The organism is Nocardia sp. bgisy118, from assembly GCF_057708605.1.
This window is the reverse complement of sequence record NZ_JBYISM010000005.1, coordinates 73,266-98,244: the sequence shown is the minus strand read 5'-3', so window position 1 is coordinate 98,244 and position 24,979 is coordinate 73,266. Positions and strand designations below refer to the sequence as shown.

Here is a 24,979-nt window from a genome sequence, read left to right as displayed (position 1 = left end):
CTATTCCTTCCCTGAGCGCCGGGTGGATCGCCGCCGCGGCACTGTCGATCGCGGGCCGCCCTGGCGTTGCTCCTGCTGTTGTTGCTGCTGTTGCCGATTGGCCTGCGCGGCGGTGAGCTCGCGGCCGACCTCGCGCGAATCCGATTGCGGCGGATCGCTCACCAACTCCCCACCCGCCAGCTCGCGTTCCGCCGGCGAAGCACGCCCGGCCAGCACCCAGGTGTCCTTGCTGCCGCCGCCCTGACTGGAATTGACCACCAGCGAGCCCTCGGGCAGCGCGACCCGGGTGAGTCCGCCGGGCAGCACCCAGATGTCGTCGCCGTCGTTCACCGCGAACGGACGCAGGTCGACGTGCCGGGGCACCAGATCGTCGCCGATCTTGGTCGGCACCGTGGACAGCTGCACCACCGGCTGCGCGATCCAGCCGCGCGGGTCCTCCTCGACCCTGCGCCGCACCGCCTCCAGCTCGCTGGGGCTCGCGTCCGGCCCGATGACGATGCCGTAGCCGCCGGAGCCCTCCACCGGTTTGATCACCAGTTCGGCCAGCCGGTCCATGACCTGCTCGCGTTCGTCGTCGAGCCAGCAGCGGTAGGTGTCGACATTCGGCAGCACCGGCTTCTCGCCGAGGTAGTACTCGATGATCTTCGGCACGTAGGTGTAGACGAGTTTGTCGTCGCCGACGCCGTTGCCCACCGCGCTGGAGATGACCACGTTCCCGGCGCGGGCCGCGTTCAGCACGCCCGCGACGCCGAGCACCGAGTCGGGCCGGAAGTGCATCGGGTCGAGGAAGGTGTCATCGATGCGGCGGTAGATCACGTCCACCTGCCGTTCGCCCTCGGTGGTGCGCATGTAGACGAAGTTGTCCCGGCAGAACAGGTCCCTGCCCTCGACCAGTTCCACGCCCATCTGCCTGGCCAGCAGCGAATGCTCGAAGTAGGCGGAGTTGTGTACGCCGGGCGTTAGCACCACCACGGTCGGGTCGGCTTCGTTCGGCGCGGCGGACGCGCGCAACGCCCGCAACAGGTGGCTGGGATAGTCGCCGACGGCACGCACCCGGTGCGAGGAGAACAGATCGGGAAAGACCCTGGCCATGGTGCGGCGGTTCTCCATGACGTACGACACCCCGGACGGCGAGCGCACGTTGTCCTCCAGCACCCGGAAGTCGCCGCGCTCGTCGCGGATGAGGTCGATGCCCGCGACGTGGATGCGGACGCCGTTGGGCGGGACCAGGCCCGCGGCCTCGCGATGGAAGTGCTGGCAGGAGTTGACCAGCCGCCTCGGGACGACCGCGTCGCGCAGGATGTGCTGCTCGCCGTAGACGTCGGCGAGGAACAGCTCCAGCGCCACCACCCGCTGCTTGATACCGCGCTCCAGCTTGTTCCACTCCGCCGCCGCGATCACCCGCGGCACCAGATCCAGCGGGAACGGGCGCTCCTGACCGGACAGCGAGAAGGTGATGCCCTGGTCGATGAAGGCGCGGTCGAGCGCGTCCGAGCGGCGCGCCAGGTCCGCGACATCGATGGGCGCGAGGGCGGCGAAGATCCCCTTGTACGGCTGGCGCACCCTGCCCGCGTGGTCGAACATCTCGTCGAAAGCCGCCGCGAAACGGCCCGGGCCGTACCCCTGGAACAGCTCCGTCGAGGTTGCCCGCCCGTTGCCGTTCCGCCGTCCCTGGAGCCTGTTCGAATTCGGCGCCGTAGACCGTCCCGAACGCGGCGGGGAGGCGGAAGTCATGCAAAAATCGTGCAACACGCAGGGGTGACGCCATGTGAGACGCAGGTAAATTTCTTGCATCGTCCGGCCACCGCCGAAATTCGGCCACGGTCCCGCCGTCCGGACAGGCCCCGACGCGCCGATTTCGTGTGCCGCGCGGCGGCTGGTAACCTCGACCTTCGGCGTCGCGATACCCGTTCACCTCGGGCGTGTCGTACGCGCAAGACTTCTCAGTACATACCACTCAGCGACAGGAACACGAGGAAACAGGCGTGGCCAACATCAAGTCCCAGATGAAGCGGATCCGTACCAACGAGGCGGCGCGCAAGCGCAACCAGTCGGTCAAGTCCGCGCTGCGCACCGCGATCCGCAGCTTCCGGGAAGCCGCTGCCGCCGGTGACAAGGATCAGGCCGGCGAGCGTCTCCAGTTCGCCAGCCGCAAGCTGGACAAGGCCGCCTCGAAGGGCGTGATCCACGCCAACCAGGCCGCCAACAAGAAGTCGGCGCTCGCGCTGGCCTACAACAAGCTCGGCTGATTCGCCGGTCCCGGGCATCCGGGATCCATTCTTCTGACGCCAGCCGCCGCGGCCTCGATGACCACGGCGGCTTTTGTCGTGTCCGACCCGAATCCGAGCCTCGTCGACGAGTTCACCGGACCGTAGCCGAGATGTCGGTGTCGGGGGCTACGATTCCGCGCATGGTAACCGTGTACGCGAATCAGACCGTGGTCAGAGCCGAGGACCTCCCGGAGGTCATCCGCGCCGCCGAGGTGCTCGGGCTCGGCCTGAAGATCGAGAACGTCATGGTCCCCGACGACGACGGTGGTTACTCGCTGGAGTGGATCGTGACCCGGGAAGACGATGTGCCCGTGTACGACGAATGGGAAGGCCGGTTCGAGGAATCGGACGAGGACGACGACGAACTGCTGCTCAGCTCGGCGGACTGAGCGACCGGCTCGGCGGGCGTCGTCCCAGGGACTCAGCCCCGCGGACGCCGCTCGGTCCGGCCGACACAGCTCGGCTCGACGGACACTGCTCGACTCAGCTCGGCGGGCTCAGCTCCGCCGCGCGCGGATTCTTTGCCGCGGCTCCGGCCATCAGGCGGTTCAATGCCGTCTGTGAGTCGGCGTCCGCGGCCCGATAGATGACGATCCGCTGGTCGGGATCCTGCACGGGCATCAGCACCTCGTAGGTGACGACCAGCGGCCCGACCTCCGGGTGGCACAGCGGCTCGTTCCCGCGCCCCTGCACCTTCACGTCGTGACGGTCCCAGGCGCGCGCGAACTCCTCGCTGTGCGCCGTGAACTCGCCGATCAGGTCGGCCAGTCGCTGATCGTCCGGGTGCGCCGCCCATGCCGCGCGCAGGTCCGCGACACCTTCCCGGATGACGCGCTCACGCTCCACGTAGAACTCGCGCAGCGCCGGATCGAGCAGGCACAACCACATCGAGTTGCGCCGCCGTTCCGTAGTGCGTCGAAATCCATTATGAGACAAGCCATTTCGCGATTCCATGCCATCGACCGTCTGGAACACGCCACCGCCGTCGACCTCGGTTTCCCGCACGAATTCCTGTCCCGCCCGCTCACCAGAAGCGTCACTTTCGGCGACCTGAAAATCGAACAGCGGGCCTGAGCCCACTGGCCTGGTCGTCGCTTTCACAGGTCCTCGCAGCACCTAAAACTCCTGCGAGGCGTCTGTGCAGGGCTGTCAGTTCACGCAGGGGATTTGGTCGCCGGAGATGGCGGCGTCCACGGGTTTGCCGACGTCCGGGATGGGGAGAGTGGTCGGGGTGTGGGTGGTGGCCGATGCGGCGGCGAGAGCCGTCGGCATGGTGAAGTCCGAGCCGATGACGACCTTGATGCGGCCCGTGGGCACGGTCGCGGACCGGATGACAGACAGGCCGCCGAGGGTCCGGGCCAGGCGGGCGGCGTCGGCGTCGTTGCCGGGGCCGTAGTACACGGCCGAGGCCGAGCCCTCCGAGGACGCGGCGTAGCCGACCGTGCCCGTCAGGTAGCCGCGCGCGGCGAGGGCGGCGGAAACCCGTGCGGCGTAAGCGTCTTCGCCATCGGCGTTGAGCACGTCGACGGTGCTCGACAGCGGCGGCGGTGCGGTCGGCACGGTCTCACCGAACGCGGCGCGCACCTCGCGGCGGATGGCAGCCGGATCGACGATGTTCACGTCCTGACCATCGATCACGTCGTAGCGCAGCACCGGCAGGGTGCGGAACTCCACGGTCGGGCTGGCGGCGGAGCCGACGGTGCGCAGGAAGTCGGTGACGTTCCAGCCGTCGGAGAGCACGATATTGCGGTGCGCGACGTCCATCAGGGCGGAGAGCTTGCCGACGTCGGTGAATGTGCCCGCATTCCGCAGCTCCCTCGCGACCGAGGTGAGGAAGGCCTGCTGGCGGTGGGTGCGGTCCAGATCGCCGTTCTCCAAGCCGTGGCGCTGGCGGACGAAGGCCAGCGCCTGGGCCGGATCGAGGCGCTGGCGACCGGCCGGGAAGTCGGCGCCGGAGTATTCGAGATCGCGCACCGGCTTGCGCAGGCACACGTCGACGCCGTTGAGCGCCTTGGCCAGATCGTAGAAACCGGCGAGGGTGACCTCGGCGAACCGGTCGATCGGCACGCCGGTCAGATTGCGCACCGCCTGCACGATCGAGGCACGGCCCGCCTCCCGGCCCGCCCGCTCCAGCTTCGTGCGATCGGTCTCGCCCCGCGCCTCCATTTGTTCCTGCACCAACGCCTTCTTCAGGCCGTACGCCTCCTTGATCTTCATGTGGGTGTAGCCCGGGATGCCGGAGACGGCCACGTAGTCGTCACGCGGGATGGAAACCGCGGTGATCTTCTTCAGGTCGGCGGGGATGTGCACCAGGATCAGCGTGTTGGCGTTGTAGCCGCCCTGGTCGCTGTCGCCCGCGTGGAGCTGATCGAGGATTTCCTGGGGAAGGTCGTTGCCGTTCTGGTCTTTTCGCGTATCCAGGCCGATCAGGAGGATGTTCATCGCGCCGCCCAGCGATCGCGGCGCGTCGTCGCCGAGCGCGTGGGAACGGCCGAAGCCGGCGTCGAAGCCGTTCTCGGTGGCCCAGCCCACCGCGGCGCCGGCCAGCACGAGCGCCGACAAGCCGCCCGCCATCACCTTCGCCACCGTGCGACCGAAGCCGCGGGGTGGTGTGGGCAGCTGAAGCACGTCGCGGGACGCCCGACGCCGCCCGTTGCGGTCGGAAGCATCGATGCGGGGAGCCCGCGCTCGTCGCTCGTTCATCCCAATCCAGTTTGACACGGATTGGGTAACCAATCATTTGCCGCAATCGATACTGTCTGGGGTCACCCCGCGCCGTGCAGGTCGAGAATGCTCGTCAAAGCGTGTTCGAGGGCGTAACTGGAGTCCGCCGCGCCGCCCTTCACGTCGGCGTTCAAGGTCGCGACCACCTGCATGGCGGTGCCGATGGTGGCCGGAGTCCAGCCGCGCGCCTGGGCCTGCGCCTTCTTCACCTTCCACGGCGGCATGCCCAGCTGCTGGGCGAGCTTGAACGGGTCGCCGCGACCCGCCGAACCGACCCTGGCGATGGTGTGCACCGAATCGGCGAGCGCGTCGGCCAGCAGCACGTGCGGGACGCCGCGATCGTTGGCCCACCGCAGCGCCTCCATCGCGCCGGGCCGGTCGCCCGCGACGGCGAGCTCGGCCACGTCGAACCCGGACACCTCCGCCTTCCCCGAGTAGTACTGCCGCACCGCGGCGACATCGATCTTGCCACCGGTGTCGGCCGCCAATTGCGAACAGGCGGCGGCCAATTCACGCAGATCCGAGCCGACCGCCTCCAGCACGACCTGCACGACGTCCGCCGCCACCCGCACCCCCGCGGCGCGGAACTCGCCGCGCACGAACTCCGTCCGCTCGGCCGCCTTGGTCAGCTTGGCGCAGTTGTGCACCACCGCCCCCGACTTCTGCAGCACGGGCGCGAGCGCCTTGGCCCGCCCGCCGCCGGAATGCAGCACCACCAGCACCACGCCGTCCGGCGGATCCCCCGCGGCCTCCGTGATCACCGCGACGGCTTCCTTCCCCGCCTCGGCCGCCGACTCCAGGACGATCACCCGATCCTCCGCGAACAAAGACGGACTCAACAGTTCCGCCAGCTCCGCGGTACTCGCGTCCCCCGCCCGCAGCCGGTCCACCGGCACCGCGTCCCCATCCGGCGCCACCGCCCTGACCTGCGCGGTGATCCCCGCCACCGCACGCTCGATCAACAGCTCTTCCTCGCCGAGGACCAGATGCACCGCCGCAGACCGTTCGCTCACCCGCCCGATCCTACGGTCCCCCGCCGACAGGGTTGTTCGCCCGCACCGACGACCCGTGACCAGCTGATCGTGCGCGAATTCGGGACGACATGGGTGCAGGTGCGTGTAGTCGAAGCTGCGGAGCGCGGCGATCGCTCGGGTGCGTGCGTCATGTCGCGGCGGCGACGGTGTCGACTGGGGCGCAGGCCGACCCTGCACAGCCCCAACCAGGGGGAGGCCGACTGGGAAGTGGATCGGCCGGGGCGCAAGCCGACCCGCGCAGGCCGACCAGGAGTGGATCGGCCGGAGCGCAAGCCGACCCGCGCAGGCCGACCAGGCGCGGATCGGCCGCCAGCACGGCTGAACGATCTCGGCCGTTCACGTGTTCAGGCCGGAGCGCACACCGACCGGGCGCAGGCCAACTAGACGCAGGCCGATCCGCAATCCGATCTGGTGCGGGTCTGCCGCCACGCGGCTGCTGTTGTCGCGGACGCTTACGCGGCGGTCAGGGTTCGGTGGACCACGAGGTGTCGGCGCTGTGCCCGCGCCGACAACCGGTGGCAGTGGCACGAACGTCCATGTGTCCACCTGCACGGCGGGTGCGAGCATGCTCCTCATCGCTGGCCTGCTCCTTTCGGATTCCGGGGCTGAGCGATCTCGGTCGTTCATGTGCTCGGTCCGGAGCGCGTGGTGAGGATGCGTAGGTCGGACGGGCCTCCGGCGATCAGCACATCCCCGTGCAGATCGGTGCGAGCGATCGTGGTGCCGAGGGTGTGCAACTCGGTGAGGATTTTGGGATGCGGGTGGCCGAAGGTGTTGTCCGCGCCGCTGCTGATGATGGCCAGCCGAGGGCGCACGGCGGCGAGGAATTCGCTTGTCGTGGTCCGTGATCCGTGATGTGGAACCTTCAAGATGTCGGCGCGCAGCGCTGCCGGTTCGCGGAGCAGGCGCAGCTGGGCCGGGGATTCGATGTCGCCGGTGAACAGGATTCGGCCGGCCGGGGTGGTGGCCACGATGACCAGGGAGCGGTCGTTCGGTTCGTCGGCGAGGTGTGGGCCGCCCGGACCGGGTCCGGCTGGCGCGAGAACGGTCAATTCCACGGCGCCGAAACGAAGTACGTGTCCGCTGGCCAGTTCGAGCAGCGGAATGCCGGTGCGTCCAGCGATCTCCGCCACTTGGGCCGCGCCGGTGAGCGGCGTACGTTCGTCGGTGACGCGTCGGCGCGCAGGCAGGGCGATCTCACCGATGCCCGGCGTGACGGCATCAATCGCACGAACTCCTGTTGTCCGTGCTGTCGAGTGTTCGGTGTGCGCGCTCGCATCAGGATGGGCCGTCGGCGCGCCGCATGCAGCTGTCGACCCGACTCCGCCGATGCCCGGGCCACCAAGGTCGGATGGGACGGCTGAAAGTCCCGAAGGCATTGTTTCGCCGAGCTCCTCCGGGGCAGCAGAAAGTTCCGGAGACATCGCTTCATCGGGTTCGCTCGGGCCAGCACAAGCCCTCGAGGGCACCGCGCCCTCGAGTTCGCTCGAGGCCGCACAAAGCCCCGAAAGCGCCGCTCTATCCACTCCAGTCGTGGCACAAAGCCCCGAAAGCGCCGCTCCATCCACTCCATCCAGGGCAGCGAAACGTCCCCAAGGCATTGCTTCACGAGCGTCGCCCAGCGCGGAACAACTTGCCGAAGGCACCACTTCATCGACTCCACGCGGGGCAGTACAAAGCCCCGAAGGCACCGCGCCGTCGATTCCGCCCAGGACGGCACAATGCCCCGAAGGCAGCACTTCGCCAGCTCCGCCCGACGCGGCAGAACAAAGCCTCGAAGGCACCGCGCCCTCGAGTTCGCTCGGGGCGGCACAACGCCCCGAAGGCACCGCTTCACCAGCGTCGCCCAGCGCGGAACAACTTGCCGAAGGCACCACTTCATCGACTCCGCCCGGGGCGGTGCACGGCCCCGAAGGCACCGTGCCCTCGAGTTCGCTCGGGGCGGCACAATGCCCCGAAGGCAGCACTTCGCCAGCTCCACCCGACGCGGCAGAACGTTTGGAAGGCACCGCTGCATCGACTCCGCCCGGTGCGGCAGACGGTCCCGAAGATATCGCCTCGCTGAGTTCCCCTGGGGCGGTGGCGATGGCGGCGACCGTGCGGCCGTGGAGTGCGCCGGTGAGGCCGCCGATGTGGTCGGCGTGGGGGTGGGTCAGGGCGAGGAGGGCGATGTGGTGGATGCGGAGGCGGTCCAGGCAGGTGCGCATGGTGCGCGGATCGGGGCCGACGTCGATGACGATGGCGGTGCCAGGGCCGGTGGCGAGGGCCAGGCCGTCGCCCTGGCCGATGTCGCAGGCCGCGAGAACCCAATCGGACGGAGGCCAGCCGGGATGCCAGAGCCGGGCGGGCAGCAGGACGGCGGCCGCGGCCAGCACCGCGACGGTCGCGAGCCGGCGTACCAGGGCGGCACGCAGCGCCCACACCACCACGATCACGAGCGCGGCAGCGGTCAGGCCACCGACCGAACCGGCGGGCACGGTGATCGTCGCGCCGGGCAGCGCCGCGGTGCGTTCGGCGACCTCGAGCAACCACCACAGCGGCGGGCCCGCGCAACGCAGGATCAGCTCCGCGAGCGGCGACCACACCGATGCGCAGGCAGCGCCGAGCGCGCCGACGACGGTGATCGGCGCGATCACCAGTGCGACAAGCACATTCGCCAGGATGGCGACGACGCTGACCCGGCCGGTCAGGGCGACCATGATCGGCACGGTGACCGTGAAGGCCGCGGCCGAGACCGCGACCACCTCGGCGGGCAGCCGCCACCAACCGCGGGCCCGCAGCCAATCGGCCCAGCCGGGCGCGAGCAGGATCAGTCCGGCGGTCGCCAGCACCGACAGCGCGAATCCGGCGTTCACCGCGAGTTCCGGCCAGACCAGCAACAGGCCGATCACTGCCGCGCACAACGCGGGCAGCGCCTGTTTGCGGCGGCCGGTGACCAGCGCGAGCAACGTGACAGCACCCATCGCGGCGGCCCGCAGCACGCTCGGATCCGGCCGGGCCACCACCACGAACATGAGCAGCGCCCCCGCCGCGGCCGTCGCCGCCACGCGGGGACCCACCGAGAGCGCCCGCACGACGAACAAGACGACCGACAGCAGGATCGTGAAGTTCGCGCCACTCACTACGCAAAGATGCTGCAAGCCCGCGGTTTCGAAGTCCTTGCGGACGGGTTCTGGCAGGCCGGAAGTATCACCGAGAACCAACGCCGGGATCAGTCCCGCCGCATCCGGGGGCAATGCGGCGGTCGCCGCGCCCGCGAAGTCGTCTCGCACCGACGCGGCCGCCCGCTGCCACCACGGCGGTGCCGCAACAGGTTTCGGAGGCCCCAGGGCATGCAGCGTGGCGACCGTCAGATCGCGATGCTTCGGCGGCTGTGGTTGCGCCCGGAATTCGATCGGCTGCCCGGGCAGCAGGTCACCCCACTCCGTGCCCGCCGCAAGGATCACGACCCGGCCGCCGGACCGCACCGTCGCTTCGGCGCTGTGATATTCGCGCAGCGCGGCCCGGACGATCCAACGCGGTTCACCACCGAAACCATTGGCCCGCATCGGCTTCGGGTCGTCCGTCGGGGTGACGACAACCCGTACGCCTCGCGCATCGGATGCGTCGCGACGCGATGTTCCCGCCACGCCGCCGCCATCGCGAAACCCGCCCCGAGCAGCGCAGCAGCGAGCAACGTCCACGCCACGGCCCGACGCCCCTGGGAAACCTCACCCTTCCCTCGTATCCCCGACACGATCACCACCATTGCCGCGACGACCACTACAGCCACCGCTACCGTCACCCCCGCCCCGACTCCCGCGACGACGGCGACTCCGAGGACCAGGACCGCCGAGAGCGTGCACGCCACGGCCAATCGCACGAAACGCTTCGTGCGGTAACGCGACATCGACCGCAATCCGACAGCCACCGCCGCCGTTGCTGCTACAGCCACCACGGCTACCACTACCGTCGCACCGGCCCCGACCCCTACAACGACGGCGACTCCGGCCCCAAAGACCACGGCGGTCAAGAAGGTGCATGCCATGGCACGCTGCACGAAACGCTCCGGGCGCGACGCTGACATCGACACCGGTCCGACTGCCACCGCTACCGCTGCCGCGACAACCACGGCCACCACTACCGTCACCCCGGCACCGACTTCCACGACGACGACTCCGCCCCCGAGGACCACGGCAGTCAAGAGCATGCACGCCACGGGCAACCGCACAAAACGCTTCGTGCGAACGGCTGACAGCGACACCGGTCCGACCGCCATCGCCAGTACCACGGCCACGGCCACGGCCACGGCCACGGCCACGGCCACGGCCACGGCCACGGCCACGGTGAGATCGGTACCGGTACCAGCACTCGAAAGTCCAACCACCACAGCGACAGCGACGCCGAGAAGCAGGGTCAGCGGAACGACCCGCCCTCGCGCGAAACGTTCCCGCTGCACCATCGCCGCCAATCCGGCTGCCGTCACCAGCAATCCGAGCGCGACCGCGATCCCGACCGACCAGCCCGAGGTCAGCGCGGCGATCGTCACTCCCCAGCAGCACAGGGCGGTGGGGAGCAGCCGCGCGTCCACAGTCGGCAGGGCGTCGGCTGCCTCCGGGTCCCGCGCATCGAGGGACGTGGTCATATCATCACCAGATCGCGCAGGCGGGCCAGCCGCGCGGGGCCGATGCCGTCTACTTCGCCGAGTTGTTCGAGGGCGGTGAAGCGGCCGTTCGCCGTGCGCCACGCGACGATTGCGCCCGCGGTGACCGGGCCGACGCCGGGCAAGGCGTCCAACTCCGCCTCGGTGGCCCTGTTGAGATCGACCTTGCCGGACGACCCGGCGCTCGGGCGGGAGGCCGCACTCGGGCCGGTCGTGGTGATCGTGGTGCTGCCGAGTTGGGTCGGCCCGGGCGACGGAGCGGCGAGTCCGACGAGGATCTGGTCACCGTCCTTCACGCGCTGGGCGAGGTTGATGCCGGTCAGATCGGCGCCGTCGCGGGCGCCGCCCGCCGCCGCGAGCGCATCCGCCACCCGAGCGCCCTCGGGCAGCCGCACCAATCCGCCGCGGTGGACCAGTCCGACAACACTGACGACCAGCTCGGCGGTCCCCGCCGCGGGCATCGCCCCCGTTGTGGCTGGAACCGGCTGCGCCGGAGAACGGTTCGGACGTGAGCCGAGCGGAGTCGTGCTGGTATGCACCGCGGGCAACGGTGGCACCGCGTGCGCCACCGGGCGCTCACGGAAAACCACGACCGTCGCCACGAGCACGGCGGCCAATCCGACCACCGCCAACGCCAGCACGCCGCGGCGGCCGGGATCGATACGCGCACCGTGAAAGCGCTCCGGGACGAAGCGCTCCCACCAGCCCGGACCGCGCGGGGGTTCGTCCAACCAACGTGGCGTACTCACCTGACCGACCGCCGCCTCGTCGTCCGCAACCTCGCCGGTATCCACGACACGACCGGAATACGCCGCGGAACGACGGCCGGACGCCGCCATACTCACCTGACCGACGGCCGCCTCGTCGTCCGCGACCTCGCTGGAATCCACGACATCACTGGAATACGCCGCGGAACGATGGTCGGGCGCCGCCGTACTCGATGTCGGTCGCGACCGAACGCGCTCGGGGGCCGCCACTCGACTCTTGGTTCGAACCCGTGCTTCCTCGACTCGCGACGCCGCTTCACCAGATTCGGGGTGATCGACCGCCATCGCTTCCCCGAACACGTCCGATTCCAGCGGCGGCAGGCGTTCCAAATGCCAACGCCCCGAATTCTTCTCAGACCGTCCTCGGATCCGCTGCCATTCCTCCCGATGTGACGCAGAGGAATCCCCGCCTACCGACGCCCACACGCTTCCATCGGAGCTCGTGGGCGCTTCCCTGTCCGCCATCTGGTGCGAGCCCGCCACCGCTGCGGGCAATGGCATCCCGCCATGCACCGAATCGACATTCGACGGCTGGACACTGACATCCACAATGTCGGTCTCGCCCAACCCAGCCACCGGATTCGCGAACACCGAACCACGCGGCGACGCTTCGACACCCGCCGCGACAACAGCCACATCCCAGACTGCCGACGCCCGCGCGCTGTCCACGGAGCTCACGGATACGTCCTCGTCCGACCCAGGCCGCGCGCCCGCCCTCACCGCGAGGCCGCCACGCACCGAACCGATATTCGACCGCCGAACGCCGACATCCACAGTCTCGGTCGCGCCCGACCCAGCCGCCCGACTCGCGAACACCGAACCACGCGGCGACGCTTCGACACCCGCCGCGACAACAGCCACATCCCCGTCTACCGACGCCCGCGCGCTGTCCACGGAACTCACGGACACGTCCTCGTCCGACACAGGCCGCGCGCCCGCCTCCACCGCGAGCCCGCCACGCACCGAACCGGCACTCGACATCCGAACGCCGACATCGACAATGTCTGTCTCGCCCGACCTAGCCGCCCTCGCGAACACCGAACCAGGCGGCGACGCTCCGGAACGCACGACAACGACATCCTCCGACCGGGCGCGATCGCCGAAGGACAGGGTCGTCCCTGCACCCGCGGCCCTGCTCGCGCCTACCCGGACGGTCAGCGCGCCGAGCTGCCGTCGAATCCGCTCGCGTTCGTCATGTCGTCGCATGCCCGCGACCGTACGCAGCCGACCGGACCGAACAGCCCGCTGCGACCAGGCATTTCCGTAGACCTGTTGATAACCGCTCCGCTGTGGACAACCCCATCCGCGAAACCCTGACCCGCGTAGATCCAGGCGCGACGGCCGCACGGCATCACTTCAATTGCTTGGCGAAGCAATTCGACAGCGGCAACACCTCGTAGGGCGGGAAGATCGGAATGCGGTGGTACCCGCTGCGGACGTAGAACCGCACGGCCTCCGGCTGCAGATGGCCGGTTTGCAGGATCAGCCGGGGCAGCCCCTCGGCGCGGGCGGCGTCTTCGCCCGCGTTCCAACGCATCGCCGCGTGACCGGCGGCCCACCCGAATAGGCGACGAAGGTGCGGTGCACGGTGGACTCGTCGACCGCGTTCCGAGTGCCGCGCACGGTGCGGGCCAGGTCGGCGTACCGGGGACCGACCTCGGCGGCCATCTCCTCGCGCAGGGTCACCGCGTCGGGATGCGCCCAATCGACCGCGACCACGGTCAGCGGCGGACGTGTCGGCGGCGTCGAACTCGTCATTGTCCCGAAGTTATCCGGCATCGCGCGCGATCGTCACGGTTGCGCTCATCGTGATCGCTCGTCCGTCACGCGCAGCCGCCGGGAACCACGAGCACACCGACCGCGCCGAGTCCGAGGTGCACACCGAGCACCGGTCCGAACTCCGCGACGATGAGTTCACGGATCCCTGGAATCAGTTCGCGCAGTTGCCCGGCCACGGTTTCGGCCGCCTCGGCCGCCTCGAGGTGCTGCACTGCCACTGCCGCGCCGTCTTCTCCGGCGGCGTCCACCGCGGCGGCCACGAGTTTGGCGTACGCCTTGGACCGGGTGCGCGCCTTCTCGCGCAGTTCGAGGCGGCCCTCCACGATTTGCAGCAGCGGTTTGGTGACCAGCTCGCTGCCGAAGAACGCCGCCGCGCTGCTCAGCCGTCCACCCCTGCGCAGCTGCTCGGTCCGGTTGACCAGGAAGAAGGTGCGCGCACGACTGGCGGCCGCGACCGCGGTGTCGTAGACGATGTCCAGCGACGCACCGGCTTTCGCTCGCCGCGCGGCCGCCAGAGTCGGGAGTCCGGTGGCCAGGCCCGCGCCGAGGGAATCGACGAGCCGCACCCGGTCGGCGGCGTCCATGTCGCGCACGGCTTGCCTGCCCGCCTCCCAGGTGCCGGACAGCTGACGCGAAAGATGCACCGCGACAACACCGTCTCCCCCGCTGCGCGCCAGCGCCCGCTCGTAGACCTCGCGCAGCTCGCCCGGCGAGGCTCCCGAGGTGGTCACGGTGTCTGCGGCGTAGTCGATGTCGATCGGTTCCACGCCCTCGCGGATGGCACGGTCGCCGACGAGGACGTGCAGCGGTACGACGGCGATATCCAGCTCGGCGACGAGTTCGGCGGGGAGGCTGGCGGACGAATCGGTGACGACCACGACGGCCAACTACCGAACCTCCTGCAAGGTCTTGACCATCGCGTTGGCTACCGCGGTGTGCCCAGCCCAACCCCAGTGGATGCCATCCGGATTGGCGTCGCCGGAGAAGATGTTCTCCCGCACCGCTTCACCGAGATCCACCAGCGGCACCGCGCTGCGCTCCGACCAGGCCTGCAGCGCCTTCACCGCGCGCGGCCGCCCGGAGTGCACCCGTCCGTACGCCTCGCAGTTGTGCACCGAGGGCAGTACGGCGACGAACGGCAGATCCGGGCGCAGCTGTGCCAGCGCCTCGCGGGACTGCTCCAGGTAGTCGACGCTCACCTTCGGCGGCAGCGCGACCGGGCGACCCAGCTTCGACAGCTTCGGCTGAAGCCAGTTGTAGACCGTGCGAACGCGCCTGCGCAGCCCCGGCGGACGCACATAGCGGATGAGCTCGCGCAGCGCGGTCGGTAGTGGTGACGGCAGGGTGTCCATGCCGCCGACGGCGAAGACCACCGCGCTCGCGTTGGGTACGGCGGCCCACACCCGAGGGTCGCCGATCAGCGCCCAGTACGCGTCGCGGCAGGTCCAGCCGATCCGGCCGACCAGTTCCACGTCCCAATCCAGTTCGGCGCCCACGAGATTCGGCCAGATCCGCGGATCATCCGCGGGCAGACCGCCCTTCGGACCGAAATAGGAGAGCGAGTCGGCCATCACCAAGAGAACCGGGCGCTTGGCCGGGGCCGCCTCGGGTGCGGGCACCACCTCACCCACGGTTACCGTACTCGCAGCTTCGCCCGCGGGCTCGGCGGGAAGGTCTTCGCCCGAATGCTCGTTGGGCACAGCCGAAAGCGGTGCGGCGGAAGGAATCAGCGCCGAAACGAAGGCAGACGCGGCTACTGAATCCGATACCGATACCGCGGTGGGGGCGGTCGATGCGGCCGTCACCCCGGGAACCGACGCAGGGTCCACGGGCTCGGGTTCACCGGTCGGCACGGAGTCCGCACCGTCGCCGCCCTCGGGCGTCGAGAGCGATGGGTCGGCCTCTCCGGCAGCCTCTTCCGCCGAAGGTTCGATTGATTCGAACACGGCACCGTTCGCGCCATCCTCGACCCCAACGGACCGCAGCTCACCGACGACAGCCTCGCCGCCCTCACGCACAGCTCCGGCTCCGGCTCCGGAATCACTATCCGGAACCGACGCTTCGACCACGTCGCCCACATCCGCGACGCTCGCTCGAGCGACACCGTCGCCCGACGGGGCCACGAGTTGTCCAGCGGCGCCATCGATTTGCGAGGCCGTCTCGATCCCCGCTTGCCCACGCGCGGCCGACTCTTCGGACGCCGCGTCCACGGTCAGGCCCCCCAGCGCGCCGTCCCCGGCACTGTTTTCGGCACCTGGCTCGCCATCGTCCACCGCGACGCCTTCGGCCACCGACGCGGCGTCGACCACCATGGCGGCATCGGCTACGGCGCTTGCCTCGCCGTCGGCACGCACCACGGCGGCATCGGCTACGACACTCGGATCACCATCCGCACCAACCCCATCGGCATCCGACTCATCCGCGACCTCACCACCCGACGCGCCAGAACCGTCACCGACGCCCACATCGGACGAGGAACTCGCACCCGGCTCCCCCACCGAATCGACGTCCCGCTTCGCCGGCGGCCCGCCGAACAACGCATCCGGCAGGTGCCGTTCCGGCTTGGCCGTCACCTGTTTGAACAACTCGTCCGGCACCGTCCGCAGGGGTTCGTCGCCCTTCGCGGCGTTCTTGCCCGACGGGGCGGGCTTGGCCGCGGGACCGCCGAACAACGCATCCGGAAGCTGGCGTTCCGGCCGGGCGGTCACCTGCTGGAACAGTTCGTCGGGCACCGATCTGATCGGTTCTTCAGAGGACATCGGGAGCTACCTTTGCCGCTGCGTTCCACACATCGAGGCGCCACCCGGGCTGTTCGATGCCTGGACCGTGGCTGCTCAGTTGCACCCAGCTGGTATTGGCCAATCCACCGAGGATCGGCCAGTTCTGTGGCGGCAGGTCGAGCAGCGCGGCCGTCAGGGCGGCGATCAGCCCGCCGTGCGCCACCAGGATGATAGTCCGGCCCGGCCAATCCTGTCGCTCGCTGAACAGTTCCTGGACGACGGGAAGCGAGCGCGCACCCACCTCGAGCTTGCTTTCGCCGTTGGGCGGCCGGTACGTGGCGTCCAGCCGCCAGGCCACGCGCGCGCCGGGATAGTCGGCGTCCACCTCGAGGTGGGTCAGCCCCTCCCAGTCACCGAGGTGGGTCTCTCGCAGGCGCGGGTCACGCACGACGGGCACCGTGGTGTGCTCCCCCAGCGCGAGCGCGGTGTCGTGGGCGCGCTTCAGATCGGAGGAGACGATCGCGATGGCGTTGCGCGAGACCAGTTCGCGCGCCGCCTCTTTGGCTTGTCTTCGGCCGAGATCGGTGAGATCGGTATCGATCTGGCCCTGCATACGATCCGAGGCATTCCATTCGGTCTGCCCGTGCCGCAACAGGATCAGGGTGCGCACACTGGCATACTTGCTCACTCGGCGCCGTTCCCCTCGGCACCCTCCGCGGCGCGCGGATCACCGACGCCTGCCACCGGAACCACCGGGCAGTCCTTCCACAGCCGTTCCAGCGCATAGAAATTGCGCTCGTCGTTGTGCTGGATGTGCACCACGACGTCGACGTAGTCCAGCAGCGCCCAGCGGCCCTCGCGGGTGCCCTCCCTGCGGACCGGCTTGTGACCGGCCTGCCGCAGCCGCTCCTCCACGTTGTCGACGATCGCGTTCACCTGGCGCTCGTTCGGCGCGGACGCGATCACGAAGCAGTCGGTGATCACCAGTTGCTCGGAGACGTCGAGGACGACCACGTCGGAAGCCAGCTTCTCGTCCGCCGCCCGCGCGGCGACCTGCGCCATCTCGACCGACTCGACAGATGCGCTCATGCCTGCCTGCTACCTTCCGCTGGTTCGGGCACGTAGAGGTGCCGCTTCGATATGTACTGCACCACGCCGTCGGGGACGAGGTACCACACCGGCCGATTCTCGGCGGCGCGTCGCCTGCACTCGCTGGACGAGATGGCCAGAGCCGGGATCTCGATCATGGTCACCGCATCGGCCGGAAGATCACGCAGATGTTCCTGGAGATGATCGGCGTTCAGCTCGTAGCCAGGACGGCTCACCCCGACGAACTTCGCCAGTTCGAACAGTTCCGCCCAATCCTGCCACGACAGGATGTTGGCCAGTGCGTCCGCTCCCGTGATGAAGTACAGCTCGGCGTCCGGATACTGGGCGTGCATCTCGCGCAGGGTGTCCACCGTGTAGGTGACCTTGCCGCGGTCGATGTCGGCCCTGCTGACCGAGAATCGCGGGTTGGAGGCCGTCGCGATGACGGTCATCAGGTACCTGTCCTCGGCCGGACTGACCTTTTTGTGTGCTTTCTGCCACGGTTGTCCGGTGGGGACGAAGATCACTTCGTCCAGGTCGAACCGGTTGGCGACTTCGCTGGCGGCGACCAGGTGCCCGTGGTGGATCGGGTCGAAGGTGCCGCCCATCACCCCCAGCTTGCGTCCGGTCCGGCCTTTCTCTTGCATGAGTGCCGAGCTTAATGCTCTGCCGCGAACCGCCGCCCGGACGCCCGGTCCTGGGACGAACGTCCAGTTCGGCGGCATGGCCCGTCCCGGAGCGGGAAGGTCACCGACGGCAGGCCGAGTCGGTCACCGCCGGTTTCGACCCCGCAGGTCAGGCCCCGTCCGTCGAGCCGAAGCGGCGGACGAACTCGCCCGCCAGTCCCCCGCCCGCCGCGGCGACCAATGCGCCGACGGCCGGATGGACGATCAGCCCAGTCACCGCGCCGGCGAGCTCGGGCAGCCGCCGCGCGAACCAGTTGCGGACGTACTCCATGGTCGACAGGTCCGGCTCGGACGCGGTCACCGCCTCCTCCAGCTCGTCGACACGCTCGGCGGCCTGGTCGCGCAGCGGCCCTTCGGCGGGCAGCTGGGCGCGCAGCCGCTCGAACTCGGCGCGCAACGCGGTGAGATCGGCGCCGGCGTTCTGGGTCGAGTCCCGGCCTGCCTCCACCCGGCTGACGGTGTTGTGGTGCCCGACGGCGATCTGCCCCGGCACGTCGCCGCCGACGTTCAGGTGGTAGTTGGCTCCGGATGCTTCGGTCACGGGTGGTGTCCTCTCAGTTCGTGGGGAAGGGGATGGACGGGGGCTCCACCGTGCTGGACGACGGCGGCAGGGTCACCGTGGGCGACGGCGGGGTCGTCGTCGTGGTGGTGGTCGTTGTCGACGGCGGAGTAGTGGTGGAAGAGGACGAGCCGGTCGGCGGGGTGGTGCCCGTCGGTGGGAGTACCGCGCTGCCGCGCAGTTCGAAGGTGATGGCCGAGCCACCCGAGTCGGACGGGATGACCAGCTTGGCGGCATAGTCGCCGGGCTCCGTGGGGCTGAAGGTGAAGTCGTACATACATCCGCTGACTCCGACGGGCGGGCAGGGGTTGGGCGTCGCTCGAAAGACCGGGTCGCCCGAGAGCGCGGCGGCCGCCTCGTTGTCGCACGACAGCCAGGGAAATCCCGCCGCCTGGGTCACAGGTTCCCCGCCCGGCACCGCCTCGAAGGTGACCAGGTAGGTCTGCGGAGCGCAGTCGGTGGCCCCCGGTCCGGGATCTGTCCGCTGCGTCCGCGGCGGAGGCGGGGCCTGAGCCGGGCCGCTGGTCTGTTCCGGGGTCGTGGTGACCGGGAGCAGACCGGTCGTCGCGGTGGACAGCACCGTCGTGATCGGCGCTTGGCCGACCGCGGGCGGCGCCTCGCCGGAGGTGAGGCGGACTCCGGTGACCGTCGCGGCCGCCGCGAGCGCCGCGACCACCGTGCCGGTGGCGACGGGATGACCGAGCGCGACCGAACGCAGCGCGCTCTGCACCGCCTGCGATCCGGCTTGCTGCGCCGCGACGACCGTGGCGCCCGCCCCGACGCCGACGGTCACCCCGACCGCCATCCCGAGCGCCTGCTCGCGCACGTGACTTTCCCTGGTGAAGTACGCGAGATCGGCGGCGTGACCCACCTGGGTCGCCGCCTGCAAGCCGACCGCGAGCACCTCCTTCCAGCATCCCCAGCGCAGGGCCCTGCCGAGGACCGGCGAGACGGCCCTGGCGAGTTCGCGCACCGAATCGTGCCGTCCGCGGACCATGCCCGCCCGCAACACCCGGACGACCACGGCGTCCAGTTCCAGGATCTCCGCGGCGGTCGCCGTACGGACGGCCCAATCACGCAGCGGGGCAATGAAATCGGCGGGATCCGGCAGTGGACCCTGCCAGTCGGCGGTGAGCGCGGTGGGGTTGCCGGTCAGGCGATAGCCCGCCGCGGTGGGCTCGGCCAGGTGGATGCGTTCCAGCGCCGCGAGGTCGGCCGTCGTGTCCGGCCTGCGAAGCAGAATGCCGAGCAGCGCGGGTTTCACCGGCACGCCCGCCAGCGCGCACAGCACGCCGAGTGCGTCGCGCACATGCCCCGCGAGTCCGGCGATCATCGCTCGTTGCAGCAGGCCGGGGTCGGCGAAGAGCTCGCCGGCGCCCGAGTGCGCGACCCACGCGGCGGCGCGCACCAGGGCGAGTGGGTGTCCACGCGCCGCACGGGACAGCCGCCTCGCCGCGTCCGAGTAGCCGAGACCGCGGCCGAGCACGCCCGCGAGCAGCGCCATGGCCTGCGGCTCGGGCAAGCCCTGGAGTTCCAGCGAACGTCCTTGTCCCCACAGCGTTCTCGTCGTCGTCGCGACGATCAGATCGCCCGCGGGCACGATGTCGAGCACGCTGTCCAGATCGGCGGCGGAACCGTCGAAGTCATCGATCACGATGAGCGCGCGGATCGATCCCATCAGCCGCCGCAACACCGTCTGGTCCGGCCGGTAGTCGACAGCGTCGTAGCAGGCCTGGAACAGCGACTGGATCAGATCCTCGACCGCGAGACCGGCCGCCGAAAGATAGACGACGGAATGCCCGCCCCGGGCGCGATCCGCCGCGAACCGGCGCAGCAACGTGGTTTTCCCCACCCCCGGCGGTCCCGAGATTTCCACCGGCACACCGCGATCCAGCGACTCGGCGACGAACCGCAATTCGGGCAGTCGGCCGATCATGTCGCCGCGCGCACGCGGAATCGGCACTCCCACCGGCCGGGTCCGCCGCCGCACCTCGGGCGGCGGACCGTCGCGGACGAAAACCTGTGACCCCTGCGCATTGATCACGACGTTGTTCTCGCCGACGACAACCTGCCCCGCGACGCTCCCGCCGACAGTGACGCGATGAAACCTGTTGTCTTCCCCATTCATGCGAATCTCCCCGGCGACGTCAGTCGTAGCGCAAAGAGTAATCGATGGATTCTCCTCGGGCGCAGCTATTTTCGCGACATGAAACCCTCGGAAATTCGTTCGGGCAATCAGTCAATTCCCCGCACACCGACGGCGGCCGGAAACTGTCCGAAACAATCGGTGGCGAAGGAATTGCTCAGCCGCCGAACACATCCCGCATTCCCGGCGCGAGGTCCGCGTCGAGCTGGTACCACGGGACGGTGACCACGATGTCGCCGGTGAGGTCCTCGGCCGGGGCGCCGAAGTGGATCTGCATGCCCGCCGGGGTCGCCAGCCAGACGCGGTAGTTGTACTCGGCGGGCTCGAGTGCGCTGGCCGAGAGGCCGGACTGCGGCGGAAGGAGGCCGGCGGCCCGGGCGGCAAGGGTGTCCAGGCCGCGGTGGAGGTCGGTGAACAGGTCGGCGAGGGTGAGCGTGCGGCCGGTCCGCACGTCGGTCACGTGACTCGTGCGCAGGACGACGGTCGCGTCGCCGGTGTCGACCGACACCGACAGCAGCCCGCTCAGCACCCGCGGCCCGAGATAGGTGGCCTGGCCGGGGCCGGGCGCGAGGGTGGTTCGCGCGTCCACCTGGTCGATCCAGAAGCGTGCCGCCGCGAGCATGCCCGCGTTGAACGCCGCCGCGGCGGGATCGCCGCCCACGATCTGCGGGACGTCGAGGACGTATCCGGGCCCGGTGACGAGCTCCGAGAACCCGGCGTGCGCCACGGCGCTCGGCGGAGCCGCCACGGCGTCCGGCTCGATGGCCGCCGCGCAGGTGGTCAGCAGCCCGGCCATCGCCACCACGACGACAGTGGCGGCGGCGTAGATCTTCATTCCGGTCTCCGAATTCGCGACGCACCGAGGCGTTCTCGGTGTCTGTCGCTACGGTCCGGCACACCGCCAAAGAAAGGCTGAGCATCCGCTGAAGAACGCCATCAGCGTTCCCGCATGTCCTCGAGCTGGTTGCGCGTGTATTCGAGTTCGAGGGTCACCTGGGCCGAGGGTTCGCGCTGCGCCAGCGCCTCGAGGTCGGCGAGCACCTCGCCGAGCGCGGCGATCCCGTCCGCCCGTTCGGACTCCGAGTCCGCGGACCAGTACCGCAGCCAAGCCGCCGAACGCAGGCACCGCGAGCGCGGTCCGATGCGACCGAGTTCGCCCCACAGCTGGGCGGCGCGCAGGTACGCAAGCCGCGCCTGATCCTCCGCGCCGCCCGCGTCCAACGCGGAGGCGGCCGACCAGACCAGCTCGGCCTGGAGCTCGACACGTCCGCGATCGGCGCGGACCAGCCGTGCGCCTTCGAGAAACTGCTCTCCCGCTTCGCGATACTTACCGGTGAGTCGCAGCGATTTGCCGAATTGTCCACGCAGCACCGCCATTTCGGCCGCCGGATAAGGCGATGCGCCCGCCGCGAGCGGTGGCTCGAACAGTTCGACGGCCTCGGCGTGCCGCCCGGCCCGATGGAGTGCGCGGGCGGCGACCAAGGTCAGATGCACCGCGTCCGCCTCCGACACTCCACCCCAGCGAGCAGCGGCGTGCAGTGCCGTCTCCGCCAGCTCCAACTCCCGCCCCGGGCGGCCCGCCAGCACCATGACCAGCTGCGAATGCCACCGCGCGAGCGTCTCGGCGGGCAGCGCGCCCGCACCGAGCGCCAGCGCCTTGCGCAGATACTCCTCCGCCTCGCCGGGGGTGTCGAGCAGCCGAGCCGCGGCCAGCTCGGCCAACCGCTCGGCGTCCTCGCCCCGTTGATCCCCTTCCCCATCGCCGGTCTGCCCGGCGCACCCCGCCTCGACGCCTTCCGGCGCTCCGTTCCCCATGCGGGGGATCGTGATCGGGGCCGCCAAAGAAATCCTTAACGAATCCTGATCGTGCGTCGCGCGTCCGGGACTATGTGGGGCGTTTGGATTTCGGCAGCTTGCTCACGATCGCGTCGTAGGACTGGTCGACGAGCTCGCGCAGCTCGTCGGTAGGGACCGCGCCGCCGAGCCGGATGCTGTTCCATCCGTATCGGCCGATGTAGGCCGAGGCGGTGACGTCGTCCGGGTAGATGTGCACGAGTTCGTCGGCCTCGTCGCGGTTTCGGCCGCACTTCAGGCCGACCGAAGCACCGCCGAGGAACGCGAAGATCTTGTCGCCGACCTTCGCGACCACATCGCCCTCCCACGGTTCGTCCTGCCAGGCGCCCGGTTTGGCGAGGCAGTAGGCCAGCAGCTGCGCATCGTCCATCTCAGATCGGCAGGAGCCGGGAGACCACGTCGGTCAGCTGTCTGGCCGAACGGCATTCGTGCATCTCGATCACCTCGCGGTAGCGGTCGGCGGCGGAATCGCCGGAGCCCCACTGGGTTCGCGGCTCCGGGTTGAGCCAGTGCGCGTGCTTGGCGACCCCGACCAGCGCGCGCAACGTATCCAGCTGCGGGTCACGGTAATTCGTGCGGGCGTCGCCAAGGATCAGCAAGGAGCTGCGGCTGGTGACGGCGTCGGGGAATTCGCGGGCGAACGCGGTCAGCGCGCCGCCGTAGTCGGAATGCCCGTCGAAGCCGACGACGTCGGACTCGGTGAAGATCTTGGTCATCGCCTCGTCGAGCTGGGTGTTCGGGTCGAAGAACCGGGTCACCTCGTCGGCGTTGTCGACGAACGCGAAAATCCGGACCCGCGAGAACTGTTCGCGCAACGCGCTCACCAGCAGCAGGGTGAAATTGCTGAAACCGGCGACGGATCCGGAGACGTCGCACAGCAGAACCAATTCCGGCCGCCCCGGATGCGGCTTGCGGTTCACCAGGTCGATCGGCACGCCGCCGGTCGACATGGACTTGCGCAGCGTACGCCGCAGATCGATCTCGCCGCGGCGAGCGTGCTTGCGCCGCACGGCAAGACGCGACGCCAGGATCCTGGCCAGCCGCTGGGTGCTGCGCCGCAACTCGGCCAGCTCTCGTTCGGAGGCGCGCAGGAAGTCCACGTCCTCGGCCTGCCGCGCGACGCCGTAACTCGCGACCCGCTCGCGGCCGATGCGTTCGGCCACCCGCCTGCGCGTCTCGGCCTCCACGGCGGTGCGGAAGCCGTCGATGCGCTGCCGGGCCGCCCGGCGGGCGACCTCGGCGTCGAACGCGCTGGTGTCCGGCCCGACGGCCAGCCCGGCCAGGATCTTGGCGAGCAGCGTCTGCGGCTGAACCTCCTTGAGCGCCTGATAGGCCGAGAACGACGGCCCGCGCGCGGACTGATACTGGCCGAGTTGCTCGACCAGCTGACCCACCAGCTGGTCGAGCTGCCGACCCGGGTCGTCCATCGCGAGCAGTTCGGCCAGCATTTCGCGCAAGGCGGGAATGTCCACCTCACCGGCGGGCGTACGCGGAATCTCCACCTCGTCCGCGGCGACGCCGCGCTGCCCCACCGCCACCGGGAACCACAGGTCGAACAGCCCGTCGAAGGTCGCGCGATGGGTGGTGCGGCGCAGCAGCGCGCAGGCCAGACCCTCGCGCAGCACCTCGCGGTCCAGCAGATCCAGCACCGTCATCACCCGGCCCGCGTCGACGGTCTCCGACGGACCGACCGGAATGCCGCGCGCCCGCAGCGCCTCGACGAAGCCGACGAGATGACCGGGCAGCCCGTGCGGGGCGTCCAGCGACACCGTCTCCGCCGGGCCCGATCCCGTGACCATGGCTCAGGCCAGCTTCAGCTCGGCCAGCGCGCGCTGGTGATCGCTCTGATGCTTGAGCACCACGCCGAGGGTGGCGCGCACGGTGGAGTCGTCCAGGTCCTTCAACCCGAGCGCCAGCAGGGTGCGACCCCAGTCGATGGATTCGGCGACCGAGGGCAGCTTCTTCAACTGCATGCCGCGCAGCACGTGCACGATGCGCACCAGCTGGGCGGACACCGCGGCCGACAGCTCGGGCACCCGGCTGGCCAGGATGCGGCGCTCCAGTTCCTCGTGCGGGAAGTCCAGGTGCAGGTACAGGCAGCGGCGCTTGAGCGCTTCCGACAGCTCCCTGGTGGCGTTGGAGGTCAGCACCACGAACGGCTTACGGCTGGCGGTGATCGTGCCCAGTTCCGGAACGGTGACGGCGAAATCGCTGAGCACCTCGAGCAGCAGGCCCTCGATCTCGACGTCGGCCTTGTCGGTCTCGTCGATCAGCAGCACCGTCGGGTCGGTGCGGCGGATCGCGGTGAGCAGCGGACGGGAGAGCAGGAACTCCTCGGTGAAGACGTCGGCCTTCGTTTCCTGCCAATCGTTTTCGCTGGAGGCCTGGATGCGCAGGATCTGCTTGGCGTGGTTCCACTCGTACAGCGCGCGGGCCTCGTCGACGCCCTCGTAGCACTGCAAGCGCACCAGTTCCGCGCCCGCGGTCTGCGCGACCGCGCGGGCCAGCTCGGTCTTGCCGACACCGGCCGGGCCCTCGATGAGCAGCGGCTTGCCCAGCCGATCGGCGAGGAACACCGAGGTGGCGGTGGCCTTGTCGGCCAGATAGCCGGTGGTGGCGAGCCGCTCGATCACGTCGTCGACCGAGGTGAAGATCGGCTCTTGCGGTGCATCGGCCACTGGTCAGTCCTTCCTTCGTAAAGCGGGAGGC

22 protein-coding genes are annotated in these 24,979 nt (G+C 69.7%); 2 read left to right on the top strand and 20 right to left on the bottom strand.

Annotation, left to right across the window (positions count from 1 at the left end):
- The gene (locus AC3EO7_RS08035; RefSeq protein ID WP_435590871.1) at positions 1-1,734 is read right to left on the bottom strand and encodes a circularly permuted type 2 ATP-grasp protein; all 1,734 of its coding nucleotides are present in this window, start codon (positions 1,732-1,734) and stop codon (positions 1-3) included.
- 251 nt (positions 1,735-1,985) lie between these two features.
- On the opposite strand from AC3EO7_RS08035, the gene rpsT reads away from it, so the two are divergent.
- Both rpsT and AC3EO7_RS08025 read left to right on the top strand, forming a co-directional pair.
- Positions 1,986-2,249 (top strand): 30S ribosomal protein S20, encoded by a 264-nt coding sequence (rpsT, locus tag AC3EO7_RS08030; RefSeq protein ID WP_067840826.1) that lies wholly within the window; start codon positions 1,986-1,988, stop codon positions 2,247-2,249.
- Positions 2,250-2,410: 161 nt separating this feature from the next.
- A complete protein-coding gene (locus tag AC3EO7_RS08025; protein ID WP_435590870.1) occupies positions 2,411-2,659 on the top strand; it encodes a hypothetical protein in 249 nt (82 codons plus the stop codon).
- A gap of 94 nt (positions 2,660-2,753) precedes the next feature.
- Here AC3EO7_RS08025 and AC3EO7_RS08020 read toward each other — a convergent pair whose 3' ends face one another.
- The 19 genes from AC3EO7_RS08020 to AC3EO7_RS07930 all read right to left on the bottom strand — a co-directional run bounded on the left by AC3EO7_RS08020 (position 2,754) and on the right by AC3EO7_RS07930 (position 24,948).
- Entirely contained in the window at positions 2,754-3,224 is a 471-nt protein-coding gene (locus AC3EO7_RS08020) for an MmyB family transcriptional regulator (RefSeq protein ID WP_488186259.1), read from the bottom strand.
- 195 nt (positions 3,225-3,419) lie between these two features.
- Complete coding sequence (locus AC3EO7_RS08015) at positions 3,420-4,973, bottom strand: LCP family protein (protein ID WP_435590868.1); 1,554 nt, start codon at positions 4,971-4,973, stop codon at positions 3,420-3,422.
- 62 nt (positions 4,974-5,035) lie between these two features.
- Entirely contained in the window at positions 5,036-6,007 is a 972-nt protein-coding gene (gene holA, locus AC3EO7_RS08010; protein WP_431962798.1) for a DNA polymerase III subunit delta, read from the bottom strand.
- A 644-nt stretch (positions 6,008-6,651) separates the two neighbouring features.
- On the bottom strand, positions 6,652-9,576 hold the full coding sequence (locus tag AC3EO7_RS08005; protein ID WP_435590867.1) for a ComEC/Rec2 family competence protein: 2,925 nt from the start codon (positions 9,574-9,576) through the stop codon (positions 6,652-6,654).
- Positions 9,471-10,652 carry a hypothetical protein gene (locus AC3EO7_RS08000; protein WP_435590866.1) on the bottom strand — a complete coding sequence of 394 codons (1,182 nt, stop codon included), beginning with the start codon at positions 10,650-10,652 and terminating at the stop codon, positions 9,471-9,473. Before AC3EO7_RS08000 ends, AC3EO7_RS08005 begins: the two co-directional genes overlap by 106 nt.
- Entirely contained in the window at positions 10,649-11,560 is a 912-nt protein-coding gene (locus tag AC3EO7_RS07995) for a ComEA family DNA-binding protein (RefSeq protein WP_431962794.1), read from the bottom strand. The genes AC3EO7_RS08000 and AC3EO7_RS07995 overlap by 4 nt, the downstream gene beginning before the upstream one ends.
- A gap of 1,359 nt (positions 11,561-12,919) precedes the next feature.
- Positions 12,920-13,195 carry a hypothetical protein gene (locus AC3EO7_RS07990; RefSeq protein WP_435590865.1) on the bottom strand — a complete coding sequence of 92 codons (276 nt, stop codon included), beginning with the start codon at positions 13,193-13,195 and terminating at the stop codon, positions 12,920-12,922.
- A 65-nt stretch (positions 13,196-13,260) separates the two neighbouring features.
- Entirely contained in the window at positions 13,261-14,103 is an 843-nt protein-coding gene (locus AC3EO7_RS07985) for a DegV family protein (protein ID WP_431962790.1), read from the bottom strand.
- Positions 14,104-14,787, bottom strand: coding sequence for a diglucosylglycerate octanoyltransferase (gene octT, locus AC3EO7_RS07980; RefSeq protein ID WP_435590980.1), 684 nt, complete (start codon positions 14,785-14,787; stop codon positions 14,104-14,106). It abuts the gene before it with no gap.
- 1,177 nt (positions 14,788-15,964) lie between these two features.
- Positions 15,965-16,624 (bottom strand): histidine phosphatase family protein, encoded by a 660-nt coding sequence (locus tag AC3EO7_RS07975; RefSeq protein WP_431962788.1) that lies wholly within the window; start codon positions 16,622-16,624, stop codon positions 15,965-15,967.
- Positions 16,621-17,025, bottom strand: coding sequence for a ribosome silencing factor (gene rsfS / locus AC3EO7_RS07970; protein ID WP_431962786.1), 405 nt, complete (start codon positions 17,023-17,025; stop codon positions 16,621-16,623). The genes AC3EO7_RS07975 and rsfS overlap by 4 nt, the downstream gene beginning before the upstream one ends.
- Entirely contained in the window at positions 17,022-17,672 is a 651-nt protein-coding gene (gene nadD / locus AC3EO7_RS07965; protein WP_431962784.1) for a nicotinate-nucleotide adenylyltransferase, read from the bottom strand. Before nadD ends, rsfS begins: the two co-directional genes overlap by 4 nt.
- Positions 17,673-17,820: 148 nt before the next feature.
- A complete protein-coding gene (locus AC3EO7_RS07960) occupies positions 17,821-18,252 on the bottom strand; it encodes a hypothetical protein (RefSeq protein WP_431962782.1) in 432 nt (143 codons plus the stop codon).
- A gap of 13 nt (positions 18,253-18,265) precedes the next feature.
- Positions 18,266-20,398, bottom strand: a complete 2,133-nt coding sequence (locus AC3EO7_RS07955; RefSeq protein WP_435590864.1) for an ATP-binding protein — start codon at positions 20,396-20,398, stop codon at positions 18,266-18,268.
- Positions 20,399-20,573: 175 nt separating this feature from the next.
- Positions 20,574-21,251 carry a hypothetical protein gene (locus AC3EO7_RS07950; RefSeq protein ID WP_431962778.1) on the bottom strand — a complete coding sequence of 226 codons (678 nt, stop codon included), beginning with the start codon at positions 21,249-21,251 and terminating at the stop codon, positions 20,574-20,576.
- 101 nt (positions 21,252-21,352) lie between these two features.
- Positions 21,353-22,231 carry a hypothetical protein gene (locus AC3EO7_RS07945; RefSeq protein ID WP_435590863.1) on the bottom strand — a complete coding sequence of 293 codons (879 nt, stop codon included), beginning with the start codon at positions 22,229-22,231 and terminating at the stop codon, positions 21,353-21,355.
- Between the two features lie 70 nt (positions 22,232-22,301).
- A complete protein-coding gene (locus AC3EO7_RS07940) occupies positions 22,302-22,640 on the bottom strand; it encodes an MmcQ/YjbR family DNA-binding protein (RefSeq protein ID WP_431962774.1) in 339 nt (112 codons plus the stop codon).
- 1 nt (position 22,641) lies between these two features.
- Positions 22,642-24,069 carry a vWA domain-containing protein gene (locus AC3EO7_RS07935; protein ID WP_431962772.1) on the bottom strand — a complete coding sequence of 476 codons (1,428 nt, stop codon included), beginning with the start codon at positions 24,067-24,069 and terminating at the stop codon, positions 22,642-22,644.
- A 3-nt stretch (positions 24,070-24,072) separates the two neighbouring features.
- Positions 24,073-24,948: an AAA family ATPase gene (locus tag AC3EO7_RS07930; protein WP_435590862.1), complete on the bottom strand. Its 876-nt coding sequence runs from the start codon at positions 24,946-24,948 to the stop codon at positions 24,073-24,075.
- Between the last annotated feature and the right edge of the window lie 31 nt (positions 24,949-24,979).

Bases quoted from the DNA above. Each gene is read 5' to 3' on its own strand.
- AC3EO7_RS08035 (WP_435590871.1), bottom strand. From the start codon at position 1,734: ATGACTTCCGCCTCCCCGCCGCGTTCGGGACGGTCTACGGCGCCGAAT.
- AC3EO7_RS08025 (WP_435590870.1), top strand. From the start codon at position 2,411: ATGGTAACCGTGTACGCGAATCAGACCGTGGTCAGAGCCGAGGACCTC.
- AC3EO7_RS08020 (WP_488186259.1), bottom strand. From the start codon at position 3,224: ATGGAATCGCGAAATGGCTTGTCTCATAATGGATTTCGACGCACTACG.
- AC3EO7_RS08015 (WP_435590868.1), bottom strand. From the start codon at position 4,973: ATGAACGAGCGACGAGCGCGGGCTCCCCGCATCGATGCTTCCGACCGC.
- AC3EO7_RS08005 (WP_435590867.1), bottom strand. From the start codon at position 9,576: ATGCGGGCCAATGGTTTCGGTGGTGAACCGCGTTGGATCGTCCGGGCC.
- AC3EO7_RS08000 (WP_435590866.1), bottom strand. From the start codon at position 10,652: ATGACCACGTCCCTCGATGCGCGGGACCCGGAGGCAGCCGACGCCCTG.
- AC3EO7_RS07990 (WP_435590865.1), bottom strand. From the start codon at position 13,195: ATGACGAGTTCGACGCCGCCGACACGTCCGCCGCTGACCGTGGTCGCG.
- octT (WP_435590980.1), bottom strand. From the start codon at position 14,787: ATGGCCGACTCGCTCTCCTATTTCGGTCCGAAGGGCGGTCTGCCCGCG.
- rsfS (WP_431962786.1), bottom strand. From the start codon at position 17,025: ATGAGCGCATCTGTCGAGTCGGTCGAGATGGCGCAGGTCGCCGCGCGG.
- nadD (WP_431962784.1), bottom strand. From the start codon at position 17,672: ATGCAAGAGAAAGGCCGGACCGGACGCAAGCTGGGGGTGATGGGCGGC.
- AC3EO7_RS07955 (WP_435590864.1), bottom strand. From the start codon at position 20,398: ATGAATGGGGAAGACAACAGGTTTCATCGCGTCACTGTCGGCGGGAGC.
- AC3EO7_RS07950 (WP_431962778.1), bottom strand. From the start codon at position 21,251: ATGAAGATCTACGCCGCCGCCACTGTCGTCGTGGTGGCGATGGCCGGG.
- AC3EO7_RS07945 (WP_435590863.1), bottom strand. From the start codon at position 22,231: ATGGGGAACGGAGCGCCGGAAGGCGTCGAGGCGGGGTGCGCCGGGCAG.
- AC3EO7_RS07940 (WP_431962774.1), bottom strand. From the start codon at position 22,640: ATGGACGATGCGCAGCTGCTGGCCTACTGCCTCGCCAAACCGGGCGCC.
- AC3EO7_RS07935 (WP_431962772.1), bottom strand. From the start codon at position 24,069: ATGGTCACGGGATCGGGCCCGGCGGAGACGGTGTCGCTGGACGCCCCG.